Source organism: Hippea sp. KM1 (assembly GCF_000526195.1).
Taxonomy (GTDB): Bacteria; Campylobacterota_A; Desulfurellia; order Desulfurellales; family Hippeaceae; genus Hippea.
The window spans coordinates 1,051,292-1,069,412 of the sequence record NZ_JAFP01000001.1 but is presented as its reverse complement, the minus strand read 5'-3'; the positions used below and the strand labels follow the sequence as shown (position 1 = coordinate 1,069,412).

Here is an 18,121-nt window from a genome sequence, read left to right as displayed (position 1 = left end):
TAGATGGCTAAATACGGGCTTGTTGTTGTGGCAAAAGGGTCGGAAAAAGGCGTTGAGGCTGCAAGGAGTGCAGCCAGGATAGCCCGCAAGAACAACAAAGACAAAGTACATTTGTTGTTTATTAACGATACCGATTTCTATTCAGGCGAGGGTTTGGGTTTTGTTAAGGATGATTTAAGAAAGAGCATGGAGAATATAGGCGATGCCATAATGAGAAAGCTTGAACATGAGATCAAAAAGGAGTACCCCGAGGTTGAGGTTGAACGAATCGAGCTGGAGGGGAAGACAGCAGAAGAGCTGATGAGGTTTCTAAAGGAGCATGATATTGAGGTTTTAATAATACCAAAAGAGGAGAGAGGGCCTATAGAGAGATCTTTAACAGGTGGTGATATTGAACCATTTTTTAATGAAATACAACAGAGGGTTAAGTGTATCCTTATAGAATAGCCATCTATTAGTTGACATCAAATCTTGCTTATGGTATTTTAAGCCGAAAATTTTTTACACACTGGGTTGGTTGGAGGTTTGGAAATGATAAATATCGATTCTACGCTCTTTATGCAGATGGTGGCTTTTGGGGTTGTTCTGGTTTTGCTTAATGCCATTCTCTATAAGCCACTATTGGAGAAGATCAGGGAGAGGCTTTCTGTTATTGATGAGTTTACCAAAACGGCTGAGAGTTTAAGACAGCAGGCCGAAAAGAACGAGCAGGAATACTCCTCAAGACTCGATGAGGCGGAAAAACAGGCCAAGGCCTCATACAGCAAAATCGTAAACGAGGCCTTAAAGGAGAAGGAGGAGACCTTAAGCTCAGAGAGCAGGAAGGCCTTTGAGGAGATAGGTAAGTTCGAGGAAGAGGTTAAAAAGGAGATCGAGATCGAGCTTGCATCCTCAAAGGATTATAGTATAGAGTTGTCCAATAAGATTTACAAACAACTTGTAGGGTAGGGGGTTGGAATGGTTAACGGATTATTAAGATGGGCATTTGGTTTTGTTTTGGTTTTGGTTCTGCCTGCTTTGGGTTTTGCCTCCGAAGAGGGTGCGGCTATGGAGCCACATATGTTGTGGAGGGTTATAGACTTTGTTCTATTTGCCGCTATTCTCTATTACTTCTTAAGAAAGCCTATAGCTGAATTCTTCAGAAACAGAAAAGAGTCCATAGTAGGCGAGTTTGAGCAGGCGAAGAGGGCAAAGGAGGACGCAGAGAGAATCTTAAAGGAGACAGAGGAGAAGCTCAAGGCCTTAGAGGATGAGATTAAGAGGATCATAGAGACATTTGAGTCCATGGCGGAGAACGAGAAGCAGAGGATTTTAGCTGAGCTTGAGCTGGCTATCAAAAGAATAAGGGCCTCCATAGAGGAGGAGAAGACCTCCATCCTCTCAAAGGCCAAGATGGAGCTTTTAAAGAACTTGAGTGAGGAAACAATCAAGAACTTAAGGGAGAGGTTCTCAAACCTAACCCCTGAGGAGCATGCCAAGATCAACGACAAATTTATAAGGAGTTTGCAGCAATGATTGATAGAAAGGTTTCCATTAGATACGCAAGGGCCCTGTTGGGTATCTGTATTGACAAAGGGCTTGATGAGGATGAGGTTTTGAGGGCATTGAAGGAGCTTGATGCCTTCTTTGGTGAAAATCCTCAAACCCTTCAATATCTGGCCACCTATGTTGTTCCTTTTGAAAACAAGGAGAGGGTTATAGATCAGCTGTTGGATGATGATACCTTGAGGGAATTTTTGAAGTATGTTGTTAAGAAGGGAAGATTCGCCCTATTTAGGCAGATAGTGGAGATATTCGAAGAGCTTGTCGATGAGAGGAAGGGTAGGGTTAAGGCTATAGTTAAGAGCGCTGTTGAGCTTAACCAGCAGCAGAAGGAGGCATTAAAGGAACAACTGAGCAAGAAGCTCAACAAGGATGTGGAATTTGAGTTCTTCATCGATAGGGATTTGATTGCCGGGGTTATTGTTCAGGTTAAGGATGTGGTCTATGATGGCAGTATGAAGACCTATCTTTCCAATTTAGAACAGAGATTATTAAGACTTTCAGTTTAGATAAAGGAGGAAGGGGTAGATGCAGATCAAGGCAAGTGAAGTCAGTGAAGTCATCAAAAAAGAGATAGAGAACGCCAAAGAGTTTATCGATATAAGCGAAACCGGCACCGTTCTGAGTGTGGGTGATGGTATTGCAAGGGTTTACGGTCTTTCCAATGTCATGGCTAACGAGCTTGTTCAATTCGAAAACGGTGTCATAGGTATGGCATTGAACCTTGAGGAAGACAATGTCGGTGTTGTTGTTCTGGGTGATGATAAGGATATAAAAGAGGGCGATAAGGTTAAAAGGACAAAGAGGATCTCCCAGGTTCCTGTGGGTAAGGCCCTTGTTGGAAGGGTTGTCAACGCCTTGGGTGAGCCTATAGACGGAAAGGGCCCTATAGAGAGTGAGCATCACAGAAGGATAGAGGTTAAAGCCCCTGGAATCGTTCAGAGGCAATCGGTTAAGGAGCCTCTCCAGACGGGTATTAAGGCAATAGACGCCATGATCCCGATCGGAAGGGGCCAGAGGGAGCTTATCATCGGCGATAGGCAGATTGGTAAGACGCAGATTGCCTTAGATACGATAATCAACCAGAAGGATACCGATGTTTACTGCATCTATGTTGCTATAGGTCAGAAAAGGTCAACGGTTGCAAGGATCTGGAAGAAGCTCGAAGAGATGGGAGCTATGGAATACACAACGATTGTTGCTGCAACGGCATCGGATCCTGCACCGCTTCAGTACATAGCCCCTTATGCTGGCGTTGCTATGGGTGAATATTTCAGGGATAACGGAATGCATGCACTTATAATATACGACGATTTGACAAAGCACGCCCAGGCTTACAGGCAGGTTTCACTCCTTCTGAGGAGGCCACCCGGCAGGGAGGCATACCCAGGAGATGTTTTCTATCTCCACTCAAGACTGCTTGAGCGTGCAGCAAAACTCTCAGATGAACTGGGCGGTGGTTCTTTAACCGCTTTGCCTATTATTGAAACACAGGCTGGAGATGTCTCTGCCTACATACCGACCAATGTTATCTCCATTACGGATGGTCAGATATACTTAGAAAGCGACCTGTTCTACGGCGGAATCAGGCCTGCAGTTAACGCCGGTATCTCGGTTTCGAGGGTCGGTGGTGCAGCCCAGATCAAGGCAATGAAGCAGGTTGCAGGAATGTTGAGACTTGCTTTGGCTCAGTATAGGGAGTTGGCTGCGTTTGCCCAGTTCGGTTCGGATTTGGATAAGGTTACGCAGCAGCAGCTAAACAGAGGAGCAAGGCTGACAGAGATCCTAAAACAGCCACCCTATGAGCCGTTGCCCGTTGAGAAGCAGATCTTGATAATCTATGCCGGAAACAACGGTTATCTGGATGATGTTGCAGTTGAGGATGTCCAGAAGTTTGAGGCCGAGTTGTATAAATTCGTTGAGGCCAAGCATCCAGATGTATTGAGCGACATAAAGGAGAAGAAGAAGATAGATGATGATTTGAAGGCCAAAATGGATAAGGCTTTAGAGGAATTCAAGAAGGTTTTTAAACCCTAAGAGGGGAGCAGAACTATGGCTGTTAGCATGCGAGATATAAAAAGAAAGATAACCAGCATTCAGAAGACGCAACAGATAACAAAGGCCATGAAGATGGTCGCCGCCGCAAAGTTGAGAAAAACGCAAGAGGCGGCGTTGATGTTTAGGCCATACAGGAATAGGCTTGAGCAGATGATTGGATCATTGGTCAGCTCTTCATCGCACCTGGATAACAAGCTGTTGCGCTTCAGGGATGTCAAAAGCGTCGATCTGATCGTCCTTACATCCGATAGGGGGTTGTGCGGCGCCTTTAACCACAATGTTCTTAAGGAGACCGAAAAACTTATAAAAACCAAGTTTGCCTCAAAGAATGTTAACCTGATATTGGTAGGCAGATTTGCCCATACATACTTTAAGTTCAGGGGGATACAGCCCAAAGAGGCATACAGCGACATCTTAAAGGATAAAGCCGATTTTTCCGTTGCAAGCGATATAATGGAGAAGGTCATTGCCGATTTTACCGATGAGAAGAGCGACGAGGTTTATATTGTTTACAACAGGTTTGTCAATGTATTGGTTCAAAAGGTTACGGTAAAGAGGGTGTTGCCTGTTTACATAGGCGATAAGGTGCCGACAAGCGAACAGATGGTTGAGAAATTCTCCTTTGAGCCGGATAAGGAGACCGTATTAAACGAGCTTCTGCCTAAATATGTGAAGATGGAGCTATACGGCAGTATGCTTGAGTCTTTGGCGGGTGAGTATGCTGCAAGGATGACTGCTATGGATGCTGCAACGAACAACGCCGGTGAGATGATTAAGAATCTGACACTTGAATTCAACAAGGCAAGGCAGGCATCGATTACAAAAGAGCTTATTGAGATAACAACAAGTATTGAAGCTATGAAACAATAAAAGGAGAAGGAGAGAAGACTATGGCAGAAAAGGGTAGGATAGTTCAGGTAATTGGACCTGTGGTGGATGTTGAGTTTGAGAGTAGTGAGTTGCCACCTATATATACGGCTTTAAAGATAAAGAAGGAAGACATTGAAGGGGCCACGGCCGATTTGATCTTAGAGGTTCAGCAGCATTTGGGCGAAAAGAGGGTTAGAACCATAGCTATGGACTCAACCGACGGACTCGTTAGGGGCACTGAGGTTGAAAATACAGGCGATTACATAACAACACCTGTCGGTGAGCCTGTGCTTGGAAGGATAATGAATGTTGTTGGTGAGCCTGTGGATGAGATGGGGCCGATAGAGTCTTCTGTCAGATGGCCTATACACAGGGATGCGCCGCCTTTGGATGAGCAGTCCACAAGCTCTGAGATGTTTGAAACGGGCATTAAGGTTATTGATCTTCTGTGTCCGTATGCCAAGGGTGGTAAGACGGGTCTGTTTGGCGGTGCTGGTGTCGGTAAAACGGTTCTCATTATGGAGCTTATACACAATGTTGCTATGCACCACGGTGGATACTCCGTCTTCTGCGGTGTTGGTGAGAGGACAAGGGAAGGAAACGACCTGTGGAACGAGATGAAGGAATCTGGCGTTTTGGATAAGGCTGCCTTGATATATGGTCAGATGAATGAGCCGCCCGGAGCAAGGGCAAGGGTCGGTTTAACAGGCCTTACCGTTGCTGAATACTTCAGGGATGAGAAACACTTGGATGTGTTGATCTTTATCGATAACATATTCCGCTTCACCCAGGCCGGTTCTGAGGTTTCCGCACTGCTGGGAAGGATTCCATCTGCTGTTGGTTATCAGCCAACATTGGGAACGGATATGGGCGAGCTGCAGGAGAGGATTACCTCAACAAAGAAGGGTTCTATTACATCTGTTCAGGCCATTTATGTGCCTGCAGACGACCTGACAGACCCTGCACCTGCAACAACATTCTCTCACTTAGATGCCACAACGGTTCTTTCAAGGAAGCTTGCAGAGCTTGGAATCTATCCTGCTGTTGACCCGCTTGATTCAACATCGAGGATCTTGGATCCTGCTGTTGTTGGCAAGGAGCATTACGAAACGGCAAGGCAGGTTCAGGAGATTCTACAGAGATACAAAGAGCTTCAAGACATAATCGCCATATTGGGTATGGAGGAGCTTTCTGAGGAGGATAAGGTTATAGTCAGCAGGGCAAGGAAGATACAGAGATTCTTGTCCCAGCCGTTCTTCGTTGCAGAGCAGTTTACTGGAATGAGTGGTAAATATGTGCCGATTCAGGAGACCATAAAGGGCTTTAGAGAGATAATAGATGGTAAGCACGACGACATACCGGAGCAGGCGTTCTATATGGTTGGCACTATTGAGGAGGCGTTAGAAAAGGCTAAAACACTTGTATAGGAGGATGAAGTGCCGTTGAACTGCAGTATCGTTACGCCGTCTAAGAGTGTATATGAGGGGGAGATTGAATACATATCCGCACCGGGTAAAGAGGGTGAGTTCGGCGTATTGCCGGGTCATGAGAGTTTTATTACGGTGTTGGATGTGGGTTTGGTGGATGTCCATATCAATGACAACAACAAGAAGAGGTTTCTCATCGTAGGCGGGTATTTTGAGATAACCGAGGATAATATAGTTGTGATAGCCGATGAGGTTTTATCGAAAGAGGAGATAGATGAGGCTGAGGCTAAAGAAAAGCTGCAGAAATACAAAAGCGAGCTTGCCTCGATGAAGCCGGATAGTGCCAATTATGAGCTAATAAAGAGAAAGGTTAAAACATACGAAAAAATGGTGGAGTTGGTATCTAAATGAATAGCGTTTACTTTGGGTTTTCCCATGTGGGCGGGATTGCCATAGCGGTAATTGTTGTCCTTGCGGTGATGTCTTTGTTTTCGTGGGCTTTTATGTTTTACAAATGGCTGCAACTGAAGGGTATAGACAAAAAAAATAGGGTCTTTCTGTCTAAATTTATAGAGACCAGGGATAAGGCCTCTTTGGAGGCCTTTGCCAAGGCTTCCGATTCGGTGGCGGGGAAGCTATACCTGCTCTATAAGGAGTCTTCCTCGTCCGCCTTCACCTTCTTTGAGGTTCTATCCAGGCAGCTTGAGGGTGGTTTTTCGTGGTTGGCCTCTGTCGGTTCAACAGCACCGTTTGTGGGCCTGTTTGGAACCGTATGGGGTATAATCAACGCCTTTAACAACATAGGCAATGTTCAGAGCGTAACCATAGCCACGGTTGCACCTGGCATATCTGAGGCCTTGATTACGACGGCCGCGGGTATATTTGTGGCTGTTCCTGCCGTTATAGGATACAACATCCTCCATAACAGGCTAACCGCTATACTCAACGAGCTGGATGGCTTTTTAGAGGCTTTGTCTAAAAGATGAGAAAGAGGCTCAATAGAGGCACATTTAGCGATATCAATATTACACCCTTAGTGGATGTTATGTTGGTATTGCTTGTTATATTCATGGTGACAACACCCATGCTTGTTAAAGGCATAAAAGTAAACTTACCCAAGACCAAATCCGGCGCAACAAAGATAGAGAAGAAGAATATAATTATCTCTATTGATAAGCAGGGGCGTTATTTTTTGGATAAGCTCCCTATTACCATGGATGCCCTGGCCGATTTTTTGAAGGCTCACAAGGATAGAAGCGTTATCATTAAGGCCGATAGAGATGTCAGTTATGGTCTTGTGGTTCACTTGATAGATCTCATCAAGACTGTTGGTATATCAAGGATAGGGCTTGCCACTCAACCTCGACAATGAAGTTTTTTAGTTTTCTTTTTTCCGTTGTCATTCACCTGATTTTCATCCTTATCTTCGTTCTGTTTATAAAAAACCATCCTGTGGTTGTAAAAAAGACAAGGATTTATACGGTTGATATTGTCAAGATAAAAAAGGAGACACATAGATCGAATAAGGCCAATGCGCCAAAAACCAAGCCTCAAAAGCCAAAGCCCAAGCCAAAGCCAAAACCTAAACCTAAATCTAAGCCTAAGCCTAAACCTAAACCCAGGCCCAAGCCCAAACCAAAACCTAAACCAGAAAAGAAACAACCGGCAATTGATATTGAAAAGAAGGTTAGGATATTGAGGCAACAGGCCAGGGTGGAGCAGTTGAGGGAGAGGCTTTTGAGGATGAAGATTGAAAATCTCAAGAAGCGCATACTGACTCAGCAGCAGGCCCAGATGGAATACAAAAAGGCCCTCTCGCAGGGGTATAGGGATATAATCACAAGCTCCATTTATAACCATTGGGGGGTTTCAAAGGCCATTATAGGCGATAGGGTTTTTGAGGCTGTGGTAAAAATAAAACTTGATTACATGGGAAATTTGATTAACCTAAAGATGATAAAGAGTTCGGGTAATGCTTACTTTGATTCGACGGTGATTGATGCTATCAAGTCGGCAGAACCCTTTGCAAAGCCGCCAAAGGATATACTAACAGATGGCGTTGTGGTGTTTGAAATAACATTTAACAGTAAGGAGAAGCAATGAGAAGGATTATAGGTATTGTTGTGATAATGGGCTTTTTGTTGAGTTTTACAGCCAGAGCGGATCTGTTCAAGATAGAGATCTCCAATCCGAAGCACAAGCCCATAGGTATAGGCCTGTGGGGTTTTGTGAAGAACACAGAGCCTGATATCTCTGGTAGGTTTTTAACAGCACTGAAGAGGGATTTGAGGATCTCCGGGTTGTTTAGCTGGGATGAAAGCCAACATTTTTCCTATGATGCGCCTTTTAATGTTGTAAACGGTATAGCCAAGATGGATAATCTCAACTATGTTATATACGGTGATGCGCATGCAGAAGGAAGGAGCATATATGTCAATATAAGAATCACCGATGTGATGAGGGGGTCTGTTGTTCTGGATAAGACATACACCACAAATAGCTATTCTTTGGGCTGGCTTGCCAACAGGGTGGTGGATGAGCTTATAGGGTATATAACGGGGGAGTATGGCCCGTTTGAGAGTAAGATTGCTTTTGCTATGGGGAATGGGAGGATAAGCGATATATATGTGTGCGATTTCAATGGCAAGAATCTGGTTAGGATAACCAACTGGCATAGCTTTAACATATTGCCAAAATGGGTCTCTGAGGATGCCCTAACATTCCTTTCTTACAGATACGGCAAACCGGCTCTGTTTTTATTCAATGTCTTTAGCGGCAGGCTGACCAAGCTTTTTAGCAACTCCAATCTCAGCATATCAGCTGTCAGGTATATGGGTTATTTTGCTATTCCTTTTAATAGATATGGCAGTGTTAACATATATGTGGTAAACGGTAGAGGAAGGGTTTTAAAGAAACTGACAAACGACCCCAGTATAAATGTTTCACCCTCCTTTACTCCAGATTTCTCCAAGATGGTTTTTGTCTCAAATAGGGACGGCAATCCGCAGATATACATAAAGGGTCTAAACCCACAGACGCAGCCTCAAAGATTGACCTTTAGTGGTAAGTATAACTCAAGCCCTTCTGTATCACCGGATGGTAAAAAGATTGCATACATATCTATAGACAATGGAACGACCTATCTTAAGGTTATGAACATAGACGGCAGTAATGACAGGGTTATTATGAAGGGTAATAGCTTAGATTCGCCCAGCTGGGCTTACGATTCCAGGTATGTGGCCTTAACAGGCAGGATAGGTAATAAGAATGCCATATTTATAGTTAATACCATAAACGGTAATTACGCTGTTGCAATAGAGAGTAAGTTAATATATAATGGGCTGAGCGTGAGCTCTAAATTGCAGTAAAGAGGTGTAAAATGAGGCGAGTTTTAACCGTTTTGATTGTGATGGTGGGTCTGTTTATCTATGGCTGTTCCTCATCGCCTAAGTATGTAAAAGGGCAGGGGGGTTCTGCCAATCAGGTAAAAAACCCAGAGGTTAAATCGACAACACTGAAATACCCATCATTAAACACCATAGAGGGTGAGTTTGGTTCCTTTGAGCAGGCCAAAAAGAGCTTTGAAAGGATCGCCTCCGATATTCACTTTAAGTTCAATAGCTTTGAGATTGAGCCGATAAATCAGTTTGGTATAGATGAAGACCCAACCGTTATCCTGGATAGGATCGCCGATTTTATGCTCAAGCACCCCAGCGTAAGGATCAGGATAGAGGGCAACTGCGATGAGAGGGGCACTGTTGAGTACAACCTGGCATTGGGTCAGAAGAGGGCATTGGCTGCAAAGAAATACCTGATTTCAAAGGGTGTAAGCCCAGACAGGATAGATATCATCTCTTACGGTGAGAGCAGGCCTCTTGACCCTGCACACAACGAGTATGCCTGGGCTAAAAACAGAAGGGATCACTTTGTTATATTAGAAAAATAAATGTTGGAGGTGAAGAAAATGAAGGGAAAGGCAAAACTTGCAGGCGCTTCTTTGATAGGTGTGGCATTCTTGATGAGTGGTTGTATGTGTATGAATAAGGGCGTGCAGAATGCACCCAAGAAGGTCGTTGTGGAGAAACCGGCTACATCCACAAAAGAGGCCAAACAGGTGGATGTAAAATCCATTTTCACAGATATCCATTTCAACTTTGACAAGTATGATCTGACCTATATCAACAAGTGGGGCATTAAACAGAATGTTCCTGCTGTATTGGACGGTATTGCCCAGTACATGCTCAAGCACCCCAGCGTAAGGATCAGGATAGAGGGCAACTGCGATGAGAGGGGCACTGTTGAGTACAACCTGGCATTGGGTCAGAAGAGGGCATTGGCTGCAAAGAAATACCTGATTTCAAAGGGTGTAAGCCCAGACAGGATAGATATCATCTCTTACGGTGAGAGCAGGCCTCTTGACCCTGCACACAACGAGTATGCCTGGGCTAAAAACAGAAGGGATCACTTTGTTATCCTTTCTAAGTAAGGGATGAGGGAATGAAAAGGGTATTGTTGGCGATACTTACCGTATGCCTTTTGTGGGGTGGTTCTGCCTTGGGGCAGAACGAGAACCCCTATTCTTTGGAGGTTAGGGTCATAAAGAACGAGCAGGCTATAAAGTTGTTGCAGCAGCAGCAGGCACAACTCTATCTTAAGATGGAAAACCTGTTGGTTAAATACGGTGAGATAAAGGGGCAGTTGGATACGGTTGTTCATCAATTGCAGACGCTGCAGAACCAGATAAACCAACTGATGCTTAAACAATCCAGCCAACAACAGATAGCTCTCCCCAAGCCCCCGACTGAGCCTGCAAAGCCCAGTGTGCCTGAGGCTGAACAACCCAAACCGCCAGTTCAAAAGGATGTTTCAACCCAAAGCCAGGCAGAGCAGGGCAAGCCAAAGGTTCAACTTAAAGAGGACGAGGTGGCCTTTAAAGGGGCGTTGGATCTGTTTAAGAAGAAGAAATACGATGCGGCTATTGATGCCTTTAAGGCATTCAAGAACAAATACAAGCAATCCAAATGGATTGATGATGCTGTGTTCTATCTGGCAGAGTGCTATTTTAATAAGGGTCAGTACGATAGGGCTATAATCAATTACGACTATCTTGTAAATACATACCCAAAGAGCGATAAGGTGGCTGCTGCAACGCTTAAAGAGGGTATAGCCTTCATAAGGATGGGCGATAAGGTTGACGGCAACTACCTGCTTCAGAAGGTTATAAAGCAGTTCCCCAATACGCCCGAGGCTAAAGAGGCTAAGAAAATCCTGAAGAAGGGTGGGAAATAATCTTGTTGTTGGAAAAGGTTAATTATCCATCTGATATTAGGAAGTTTTCGATTAATGAACTTAAGGTTTTAGCTGAGGAGATAAGGGAATATATAATAAAGACGGTATCACAAACGGGGGGGCATCTGGCCTCCTCTTTGGGTGCTGTTGAGTTGACGCTGGCTCTCCATTATGTATTTGAGACGCCAGAGGATAAGCTTGTCTGGGATGTTGGGCATCAGACCTATGCCCATAAGATAATCACAGGCAGGAAGGATAGGTTTCCCACCTTAAGGCAGTATAGGGGTTTAAGCGGTTTCCCAAAAAGGGAGGAGAGCTCTTACGATGTCTTCAATGTAGGGCATGCCGGCACATCCATCTCGGCCGCTTTGGGTATTGCATTGGCAAGGGATCTGCTGTCTCAAGATGAGGATGTCGTTGCCATTATAGGTGATGGTTCGCTATCCTGCGGTATAGCCTATGAGGGGCTGGATAATGCCGGTTATATAGATACGGATTTGATTGTGATTGTCAACGATAACAACATGTCTATCTCTCCCTCGTTGGGGTCTCTGTCTGCCTATTTGTCGAAAAAGATGAGCGGCCCCATCTACAACAAGTTGAGGGATGAGATTGAGAAGATCATAAACACACTGCCATTGCCCAGCGAGCCTACATTGAGGCTGGCAAGGAAGATCGAGGAGTCGTTTAAGTTTTTCTCGCCCGGTTTGTTGTTTGAGGAGCTGGGTTTTAAATACTTTGGGCCCTTGAACGGCCACAATCTTGAGGATCTGATAAAGATATTCCGCAATGTAAAAAAACTCAAAGGCCCCATTCTTATCCATGTGTTAACCACAAAGGGTAAGGGATATGCCCCTGCAGAGAAGGATCCGTCGCTATTTCATGGTATCGGTAGGTTTAATATAGAAACAGGAGAGCCGATAAAGTCCAAAACAGCTAAGAAAAGCTGCTCGTCGGTCTTTGGGGATAAGGTTGTTGATATAATGAGAAAGAGAAAGGATGTCGTTGCCATAACGGCTGCTATGCTTTTGGGCACGGGTCTTCAGAAGGCCAAGGATGAGTTTCCAGATAGGGTCTTCGATGTGGGCATAGCAGAGCAACACGCCGTTACCATGGCTGGCGGTCTGACGATAAAGGGCATAAAGCCGATTGTTGCCATATATTCAACATTCTTGCAGAGGGCCTATGATCAGATAATCCACGATATAGCCCTGCAGAATCTGCCCGTGGTTTTTGCCATTGATAGGGCCGGCATTGTTGGTGATGACGGTGAGACGCATCAGGGTGTGTTCGACATATCCTATTTGAGGGCAGTGCCCAACATGACCATAATGGCGCCAAAGGATGCCTATGAATTGGAGAGGGCTTTGGAGTTTGCTGTCGATTATGATAAAGGGCCTATCGCTATCAGATACCCCAGGGGCGTGTGCGCTGTTGTAGGCGATGAATATAGGATAGACAGGATAGAGTTGGGTAAGTGGCAGACGCTAAAGGAGTCATCCTCCAGGGATGTTGCGATTTTGGCTGTGGGTAATTGCAATGAGACGGCCCTTAAGGTCGGTGCTGAGTTAGAAAAAAGCGGTGTTGGTTCAACCCTGATTAACGCCTTGTTTGTTAAGCCTATGGATTATGACCTTCTTCAGAGCCTCTCTGAGTATAGGGCTGTTATAACGATCGAGGAGAATGTGAAGCTTGGTGGTTTTGGTGAGGCTGTTGCTTCCTTCTTTATGGAAAATGGCATGGGTGTTAGGTTTAAGTCCTTTGCTCTGCCGGATCTATTTATAGAACACGGCAGCCAGGAGATCCTGAGAGATAAATACGGCCTGTCTGTAGAGGAGATCTCAAAAGGGGTATTGGATATACTCTCTTAAAATTTAAATCGACGGCTCTAATTCCTTTAAAACGATAGGCGGTTTGAACTCTATATAGTCTTTTGATGCGAGCTTGGCCTCTATTAATATAAAGGGTGAATCTTTGCTGAGTTTTCCATAAACGGGCTGGATTGCCTTTAGGCCGAAATTGTTGGAGTTTAGTGTATATACCAGCTCAACAAGGGCTGATGGGTGGAATGTAAACCTCAATGTGCCTTTGTTTTTCAATAGCCGCCTTGCCTCGGCCACAAACATATTTGACCCGCCTGTTTCGAACTTCTCGTTAGGGTATTTTACAGATGGTCTGAACTTCCCTTTTTTAAAATAAGGTGGATTGCTTATAAAGTAATCTATGGTGTTGGGTGGAATGCTCTTTGCATCTTCTAAGACCACTACATTGCTTATGTTGTTTATTCTGAGGTTTTTCTCTATTATCTTTATGTATTCTGGGTTTTTCTCAATTGCATAGATAAACGAATCTGGGTTTTTTAAGGCTGTTATGATGGCTATTATGCCGCAACCGCTGCCAAAATCGACAACCTTTTTAGGTGTTTTGAACTCCAATCCGTTGGTTAGGACAAAGGGTTCTGCCGAGAAACGGTAGCCGTATTTTGGTTGATATATATCAAATCCCTTGAATCTATTGAGGGTTAATTCCATATGTATTTGGGTGTTTTAGATTGGTTCCGATAAGTTATATTATGTAAACTTTTTTACATTCCCTCATTGGCAGTCCAGACTAAAGACCCAACAACCCTTTCCCTGTATGGGTTGCCTACAACCTCGTATGCCTCTTTGTCTGCAATCAGCTTTCTTATCAATCTATTGTTGAGGTCGTGTCCGGATTTAAACGCCAGGTATTTGCCCTTGATGTCATATCCCAATATGGACAGATCGCCTATAGCATCGAGTATCTTATGCCTGACAAACTCATCCTTATATCTTAATGGATCCTCGTTTACAATCCCGTATTCATCAACTACTATGGCGTTGTCTAAACTTCCACCCAATGCAAGGTTTTGTGATTGTAAAAACTCTATATCCTTTAACAAGCCGAATGTCCTGGCCTTGCTTATATCCCTTATGAATGTGCGCTCGTTTATCGTCAGGCTTAGCTTTTGCTTGCCTATAAAGGCATTATCGAAGTGGATTGAGTAATGAATCTCAAACTCCTTAGATGGTATAAGGGCTACGAATTTGCCCTTCTCCTTAATGGTTATGGGTTTTTTGATTATTATCTCTTTCTTGTATGCCTTCTGCTCCACTATGCCTGCGGTCTTTATCAGATAGACCCAGGGTGCCGCAGAGCCGTCCATTATGGGCACTTCCTCGCCCCAAAGCCTGATAAAGACATTATCTATGTGAAGACCAAACAGCGTGGCAAGTAAGTGCTCAACGGTTTTTATGAATACACCGTTTTTGCCCAGCGTCGTTGCAAGTGTCGTATCAACGACATTCTCCTGCTTAACCTCTATGGTCTGCCCCTTATCCTCTCTATAAAATACAATACCGCTGTTTTCCTCTGCAGGATTAAGTTCTATCTCCACCTTTTTGCCTGTATGCAAACCTATTCCCGATGCCTTTATGGCCTGCTTAATTGTTCTCTGTTTTCTCACTTAAACACCTCTCTTTTTAAGAGAATTCTTTAACCATCTCGGCGAATTCCTCGAAGATCCCTTCAGCATCGTGCGGACCTGGAGAAGCCTCAGGATGAAACTGCACCGACATTATGGGCAGCTCTGTGTGTTTCATACCCTCCACACTGCCGTCGTTAAGGTTTTTATATGTTATTTTGAATCCTTTTTCAAGTAAACTCTTCTCATTTGCTGCATAATTGTGGTTTTGAGCCGTTACGAATATCCTATCCTTTTCTATCTGTTTAACCGGATGGTTGCCGCCGTGATGGCCAAACTTCATCTTATATATATCGATGCCAAACGATCGTGCAATGATTTGATGCCCAAAGCATATACCAAAGCTGGGGTATTCAGCTAACATCTTTCTATATTCAGCTATCCATTTCTCATCTATACCCCTTGGGTCGCCAGGCCCATTTGATAGAAAGATGGCATCCGGATTGTGGGATTTTACCTTCTCAAACGAGGAATAGGCGCTTACAACAACCACCTCGAATCCCACTTCCACTAAATATCTTAGTATGTTCTTCTTTGTGCCAAAATCCAAAACCACAACCCTTTTGTTGTCAACTACCCTGTTTGTTCTTTTTTTCTCATATCCCAACCTGAACAAACCCTCGTTGAATATATATGGCTCCTTTGTGCTTACAAACTGCACCAGATCCCTGTTTACAATCTGAAACTCCTCGATGGCTTTTTTGAGCGAATCCACATCGGATTCCGTTGTTATACCACCTTTTAGGGAGCCCTTTACCCTTAAGAGTTTTGTTAGCCTTCTTGTGTCTATCTGGGAGATGCCTACTATCGAGTATCTCCTTAGGTATTCATTTAGCGTCTCTTTGGCTCTGAAATTTGAGTGTATGGCCGACGCCTCTTTTACTATGAATCCCTCAACCCACGGCCTGTCTGACTCATTATCGTCATCGTTTAGTCCATAGTTGCCTATCTGCGTATAGGTCATGTTTACGATTTGCCCTTTGTATGAGGGGTCTGTCAATATCTCCTGATATCCGCTCATGGCCGTGTTAAAGATCACCTCACCTATCGTGGTGCCTTCTGAGCCTATACTAACACCCTCGAATATATCGCCCGTCTCTAAAACCAAAACGGCCCTTTTCATTTCAACAACCTTCTGCTCATTTCCTCTTCATAGGCTTTGTTAAAAGCCACCTTCCACTCCATGCTGCCGGGTATCAGCTTCTTGCTTCTCTTTTGCAACTCCTCCACGACCTTGTTGTAAACCTCATCCTCTATGGAAAAGTATTTCTCCATCGTCTCTGAGATGGTGTTTATTACGAGTTTTTCTGTTGTTGTAATCTCTATGATGCCCTCCTCTGTTGCCCTTTTTACTATCTTTTTTGCCAGATGCCTTATCCTTGCGCTGCTGTATCTCATAGCAAGAACCCTTCCTGTTTTGCTACCTTCTTCTTGGCCATTATGAAGAGCTTGGATGTATCGGCCCCTTCTTTTTCGATCTCTGAGGAGTATTCCTTTAAGAGTTCTTTGGTTTTTAGGTCGATCTCCCTCTCCTTTTGTGCGTCTTCCTCTAATACTTCCTTTGCTATGGTTTTTAGGAGGGATATATCCTTGTTTAGCTTTATGTTGCCGTCTTTGATGAGGTTTACCGTTATCTTGTCTGCCAAAAGCTCAATCTCTCTCTTGTTTAACGCCATAAGCCACGACCTTTATACACAATTATTTGTAAAAACTCAAATATTTATCTTACTCTCCTGTCTGGAAAATAGCCTTGCGATGTTTTCCCTATGTCTAATTAACATTAGACCATACAACACTATAAAGAGAATCCTAACCAAATAGTCGTTGCTGCTTATTGCAACAAGCGTTGAAATCCCAAATGACACTATGGCTGCCAAGGATGAGTATTTGCTCAACAGTAATATGGCAATCCATATGGCCATACCGGAAACTGAGGCTAAGGGATATATTATCAGGGTGGCGCCATAGGTTGTTGCCACGCCCTTGCCTCCCTTGAATTTAAGAAATACGCTGAAATCATGGCCTAAAACAACGCCAAGAGCACTAAGATAGGGGATGTATGCGTTGTTTTTATAGACTAAGGAGAAGACCGTTACAGCCAAAGTGCCCTTCAGAAGGTCAAGCAGAAGGGTTAAGGCCCCTTCCTTTTTTCCAACGACCCTATAGACATTCGTTGCGCCTATGTTGCCGCTGCCCTTCTTTTTTACATCAATGCCCTTAAGCTTGGCAATGATCCATCCAAACGGTATGCTGCCCAGGAGGAATGAACCCAGCAGAGCGATAGCATACTCTATCAATTTTCGACCCTTTTCCTTCTTATGTATGCCGGTATATCCCTCTCATCATCTATCGGGATAGCCGTCTCCTTCTTAATCTCGTTTAGTGTTTTGGAATCCAGCTTTCTATACCCCGGCCTGTTTATTATATTTCTGCTCTGCTGCTGAGCTGTTGCTTCGCTGAAACCGGTTGCTATGATGGTTATCCTTACCCTTTCTCCCATGCTTTCATCCAGAACAAATCCGTGCTTGAATAGGGCTTTTGGGTTCATGTTCTGCTCGATTATAGAGGTTGCCTCGTTAAACTCATCCAGGCCGAAGTTCTTTCCGGCTGTTATGTTCATTAAGATACCCTTTGCGCCCTTGATGGATGTATTTTCCAGTAGCGGGTTGGATATGGCCATCTCTGTGGCCCTTTTTACCCTGTTTTCACCGTTTTCTGAGGATGCCTCACCAACGCCCATCAAGGCGACGCCCTTTTCTTTCATTACAGAAACAACATCTGCAAAGTCTATGTTCATGATGATCTGTGAATTCGGCTGTTTGTATATAAGCTCCACGATGCTCTGCACGGCCTGCCTGAGTATATCGTCTGCCTTTTTGAAGGCCTCAAGCAGTGGCAGGTTCTTGTATATGTCCATAAGCTTCTGGTTGGGTATGACGATTATACTATCAACAATGCCTTTGAGCTCCTCAATGCCCTTTAGGGCTATTTCCTTCTTTATCTTGCCTTCCATGTCAAATGGCTTGGTTACAACGGCTATGGTAAGAGCGCCTATATCCTTTGCAACCTTGGCTATAACGGGTGATGCCCCCGTGCCTGTGCCGCCACCCATACCGGCTGCTATAAAGACCATATCGGAGCCGGCCAGTGCGTTTTCTATCTCCTCTATACTCTCTTCTGCCGCCCTTCTGCCCTTCTCTGGGTCGCTTCCAGCACCCAGGCCCCTTGTTAGCTTTTTACCCAATTGGAGCTTTGTTTGGGCAAGCGATACGCCCAATGCCTGTATATCGGTGTTTGCGCTGATAAACTCCACATTCTTTATACCGTGGGTAATCATGGTATTAACGGCATTGCTGCCGCCGCCGCCAACGCCCACAACCTTTATTATCGCACCTATAGAATAGTCCAACTTTTCCTGCTTAGCCATTTA

Annotated in this window: 23 protein-coding genes; 16 read left to right on the top strand and 7 right to left on the bottom strand. The window is 44.4% G+C overall.

Features of this window, described 5'->3' with window-relative positions:
• The first annotated feature begins 3 nt into the window (after positions 1 to 3).
• The 16 genes from D891_RS0105470 (at position 4) to dxs (ending at position 13,057) form a co-directional block, all read left to right on the top strand.
• Positions 4 to 447 carry a universal stress protein gene (locus D891_RS0105470; protein WP_025270126.1) on the top strand — a complete coding sequence of 148 codons (444 nt, stop codon included), beginning with the start codon at positions 4 to 6 and terminating at the stop codon, positions 445 to 447.
• Positions 448 to 531: 84 nt separating this feature from the next.
• Positions 532 to 948, top strand: a complete 417-nt coding sequence (locus tag D891_RS0105465) for an ATP synthase F0 subunit B (protein WP_025270125.1) — start codon at positions 532 to 534, stop codon at positions 946 to 948.
• A gap of 9 nt (positions 949 to 957) precedes the next feature.
• The gene (locus D891_RS0105460) at positions 958 to 1,515 is read left to right on the top strand and encodes a F0F1 ATP synthase subunit B family protein (RefSeq protein WP_025270124.1); all 558 of its coding nucleotides are present in this window, start codon (positions 958 to 960) and stop codon (positions 1,513 to 1,515) included.
• Positions 1,512 to 2,051 carry an ATP synthase F1 subunit delta gene (gene atpH, locus D891_RS0105455; RefSeq protein ID WP_025270123.1) on the top strand — a complete coding sequence of 180 codons (540 nt, stop codon included), beginning with the start codon at positions 1,512 to 1,514 and terminating at the stop codon, positions 2,049 to 2,051. The genes D891_RS0105460 and atpH overlap by 4 nt, the downstream gene beginning before the upstream one ends.
• Before the next feature lie 19 nt (positions 2,052 to 2,070).
• A complete protein-coding gene (gene atpA / locus D891_RS0105450) occupies positions 2,071 to 3,579 on the top strand; it encodes a F0F1 ATP synthase subunit alpha (protein ID WP_025270122.1) in 1,509 nt (502 codons plus the stop codon).
• A 15-nt stretch (positions 3,580 to 3,594) separates the two neighbouring features.
• Positions 3,595 to 4,470 (top strand): ATP synthase F1 subunit gamma, encoded by an 876-nt coding sequence (atpG, locus tag D891_RS0105445; protein WP_025270121.1) that lies wholly within the window; start codon positions 3,595 to 3,597, stop codon positions 4,468 to 4,470.
• Positions 4,471 to 4,490: 20 nt separating this feature from the next.
• Positions 4,491 to 5,897 (top strand): F0F1 ATP synthase subunit beta, encoded by a 1,407-nt coding sequence (gene atpD, locus D891_RS0105440; protein WP_025270120.1) that lies wholly within the window; start codon positions 4,491 to 4,493, stop codon positions 5,895 to 5,897.
• Between the two features lie 9 nt (positions 5,898 to 5,906).
• Positions 5,907 to 6,308: an ATP synthase F1 subunit epsilon gene (gene atpC, locus D891_RS0105435; RefSeq protein WP_025270119.1), complete on the top strand. Its 402-nt coding sequence runs from the start codon at positions 5,907 to 5,909 to the stop codon at positions 6,306 to 6,308.
• Entirely contained in the window at positions 6,305 to 6,883 is a 579-nt protein-coding gene (locus D891_RS0105430) for a MotA/TolQ/ExbB proton channel family protein (protein ID WP_025270118.1), read from the top strand. The genes atpC and D891_RS0105430 overlap by 4 nt, the downstream gene beginning before the upstream one ends.
• Positions 6,880 to 7,269: an ExbD/TolR family protein gene (locus tag D891_RS0105425; protein ID WP_025270117.1), complete on the top strand. Its 390-nt coding sequence runs from the start codon at positions 6,880 to 6,882 to the stop codon at positions 7,267 to 7,269. Before D891_RS0105430 ends, D891_RS0105425 begins: the two co-directional genes overlap by 4 nt.
• Complete coding sequence (locus D891_RS09860) at positions 7,266 to 8,000, top strand: energy transducer TonB (RefSeq protein ID WP_025270116.1); 735 nt, start codon at positions 7,266 to 7,268, stop codon at positions 7,998 to 8,000. Before D891_RS0105425 ends, D891_RS09860 begins: the two co-directional genes overlap by 4 nt.
• Entirely contained in the window at positions 7,997 to 9,265 is a 1,269-nt protein-coding gene (locus D891_RS0105415) for a TolB family protein (protein WP_025270115.1), read from the top strand. Before D891_RS09860 ends, D891_RS0105415 begins: the two co-directional genes overlap by 4 nt.
• Positions 9,266 to 9,276: 11 nt before the next feature.
• Positions 9,277 to 9,843, top strand: coding sequence for an OmpA family protein (locus D891_RS0105410; RefSeq protein ID WP_025270114.1), 567 nt, complete (start codon positions 9,277 to 9,279; stop codon positions 9,841 to 9,843).
• 18 nt (positions 9,844 to 9,861) lie between these two features.
• The gene (locus D891_RS0105405) at positions 9,862 to 10,383 is read left to right on the top strand and encodes a peptidoglycan-associated lipoprotein (protein ID WP_025270113.1); all 522 of its coding nucleotides are present in this window, start codon (positions 9,862 to 9,864) and stop codon (positions 10,381 to 10,383) included.
• A gap of 11 nt (positions 10,384 to 10,394) precedes the next feature.
• Positions 10,395 to 11,186, top strand: coding sequence for a tol-pal system protein YbgF (ybgF, locus tag D891_RS09515; protein WP_025270112.1), 792 nt, complete (start codon positions 10,395 to 10,397; stop codon positions 11,184 to 11,186).
• An 8-nt stretch (positions 11,187 to 11,194) separates the two neighbouring features.
• Complete coding sequence (dxs, locus tag D891_RS0105395) at positions 11,195 to 13,057, top strand: 1-deoxy-D-xylulose-5-phosphate synthase (RefSeq protein WP_232227881.1); 1,863 nt, start codon at positions 11,195 to 11,197, stop codon at positions 13,055 to 13,057.
• Positions 13,058 to 13,060: 3 nt separating this feature from the next.
• Here the strand turns inward: dxs and D891_RS0105390 are convergent, their stop codons facing one another.
• From D891_RS0105390 to ftsZ, 7 genes are read right to left on the bottom strand one after another with little or no spacing between them, the layout of a single operon-like run.
• The gene (locus D891_RS0105390; protein WP_025270110.1) at positions 13,061 to 13,717 is read right to left on the bottom strand and encodes a tRNA1(Val) (adenine(37)-N6)-methyltransferase; all 657 of its coding nucleotides are present in this window, start codon (positions 13,715 to 13,717) and stop codon (positions 13,061 to 13,063) included.
• Positions 13,718 to 13,770: 53 nt separating this feature from the next.
• Entirely contained in the window at positions 13,771 to 14,673 is a 903-nt protein-coding gene (lpxC, locus tag D891_RS0105385; RefSeq protein ID WP_025270109.1) for a UDP-3-O-acyl-N-acetylglucosamine deacetylase, read from the bottom strand.
• A gap of 16 nt (positions 14,674 to 14,689) precedes the next feature.
• On the bottom strand, positions 14,690 to 15,814 hold the full coding sequence (gene carA, locus D891_RS0105380; protein ID WP_025270108.1) for a glutamine-hydrolyzing carbamoyl-phosphate synthase small subunit: 1,125 nt from the start codon (positions 15,812 to 15,814) through the stop codon (positions 14,690 to 14,692).
• Positions 15,811 to 16,089 carry a DUF507 family protein gene (locus D891_RS10050; RefSeq protein WP_025270107.1) on the bottom strand — a complete coding sequence of 93 codons (279 nt, stop codon included), beginning with the start codon at positions 16,087 to 16,089 and terminating at the stop codon, positions 15,811 to 15,813. The genes carA and D891_RS10050 overlap by 4 nt, the downstream gene beginning before the upstream one ends.
• Complete coding sequence (locus D891_RS10045; protein ID WP_025270106.1) at positions 16,086 to 16,367, bottom strand: DUF507 family protein; 282 nt, start codon at positions 16,365 to 16,367, stop codon at positions 16,086 to 16,088. Before D891_RS10045 ends, D891_RS10050 begins: the two co-directional genes overlap by 4 nt.
• Positions 16,368 to 16,403: 36 nt before the next feature.
• Positions 16,404 to 16,988: a glycerol-3-phosphate 1-O-acyltransferase PlsY gene (gene plsY, locus D891_RS0105365; RefSeq protein WP_035556478.1), complete on the bottom strand. Its 585-nt coding sequence runs from the start codon at positions 16,986 to 16,988 to the stop codon at positions 16,404 to 16,406.
• On the bottom strand, positions 16,985 to 18,118 hold the full coding sequence (ftsZ, locus tag D891_RS0105360) for a cell division protein FtsZ (RefSeq protein WP_025270104.1): 1,134 nt from the start codon (positions 18,116 to 18,118) through the stop codon (positions 16,985 to 16,987). Before ftsZ ends, plsY begins: the two co-directional genes overlap by 4 nt.
• Between the last annotated feature and the right edge of the window lie 3 nt (positions 18,119 to 18,121).

Coding starts and splice junctions, on each gene's coding strand:
- D891_RS0105470 (WP_025270126.1), top strand. CDS start 4: ATGGCTAAATACGGGCTTGTTGTTGTGGCAAAAGGGTCGGAAAAAGGC.
- D891_RS0105465 (WP_025270125.1), top strand. CDS start 532: ATGATAAATATCGATTCTACGCTCTTTATGCAGATGGTGGCTTTTGGG.
- D891_RS0105460 (WP_025270124.1), top strand. CDS start 958: ATGGTTAACGGATTATTAAGATGGGCATTTGGTTTTGTTTTGGTTTTG.
- atpH (WP_025270123.1), top strand. CDS start 1,512: ATGATTGATAGAAAGGTTTCCATTAGATACGCAAGGGCCCTGTTGGGT.
- atpA (WP_025270122.1), top strand. CDS start 2,071: ATGCAGATCAAGGCAAGTGAAGTCAGTGAAGTCATCAAAAAAGAGATA.
- atpG (WP_025270121.1), top strand. CDS start 3,595: ATGGCTGTTAGCATGCGAGATATAAAAAGAAAGATAACCAGCATTCAG.
- atpD (WP_025270120.1), top strand. CDS start 4,491: ATGGCAGAAAAGGGTAGGATAGTTCAGGTAATTGGACCTGTGGTGGAT.
- D891_RS0105430 (WP_025270118.1), top strand. CDS start 6,305: ATGAATAGCGTTTACTTTGGGTTTTCCCATGTGGGCGGGATTGCCATA.
- D891_RS0105425 (WP_025270117.1), top strand. CDS start 6,880: ATGAGAAAGAGGCTCAATAGAGGCACATTTAGCGATATCAATATTACA.
- D891_RS09860 (WP_025270116.1), top strand. CDS start 7,266: ATGAAGTTTTTTAGTTTTCTTTTTTCCGTTGTCATTCACCTGATTTTC.
- D891_RS0105415 (WP_025270115.1), top strand. CDS start 7,997: ATGAGAAGGATTATAGGTATTGTTGTGATAATGGGCTTTTTGTTGAGT.
- D891_RS0105410 (WP_025270114.1), top strand. CDS start 9,277: ATGAGGCGAGTTTTAACCGTTTTGATTGTGATGGTGGGTCTGTTTATC.
- D891_RS0105405 (WP_025270113.1), top strand. CDS start 9,862: ATGAAGGGAAAGGCAAAACTTGCAGGCGCTTCTTTGATAGGTGTGGCA.
- ybgF (WP_025270112.1), top strand. CDS start 10,395: ATGAAAAGGGTATTGTTGGCGATACTTACCGTATGCCTTTTGTGGGGT.
- D891_RS0105390 (WP_025270110.1), bottom strand. CDS start 13,717: ATGGAATTAACCCTCAATAGATTCAAGGGATTTGATATATATCAACCA.
- carA (WP_025270108.1), bottom strand. CDS start 15,814: ATGAAAAGGGCCGTTTTGGTTTTAGAGACGGGCGATATATTCGAGGGT.
- D891_RS10050 (WP_025270107.1), bottom strand. CDS start 16,089: ATGAGATACAGCAGCGCAAGGATAAGGCATCTGGCAAAAAAGATAGTA.
- D891_RS10045 (WP_025270106.1), bottom strand. CDS start 16,367: ATGGCGTTAAACAAGAGAGAGATTGAGCTTTTGGCAGACAAGATAACG.
- ftsZ (WP_025270104.1), bottom strand. CDS start 18,118: ATGGCTAAGCAGGAAAAGTTGGACTATTCTATAGGTGCGATAATAAAG.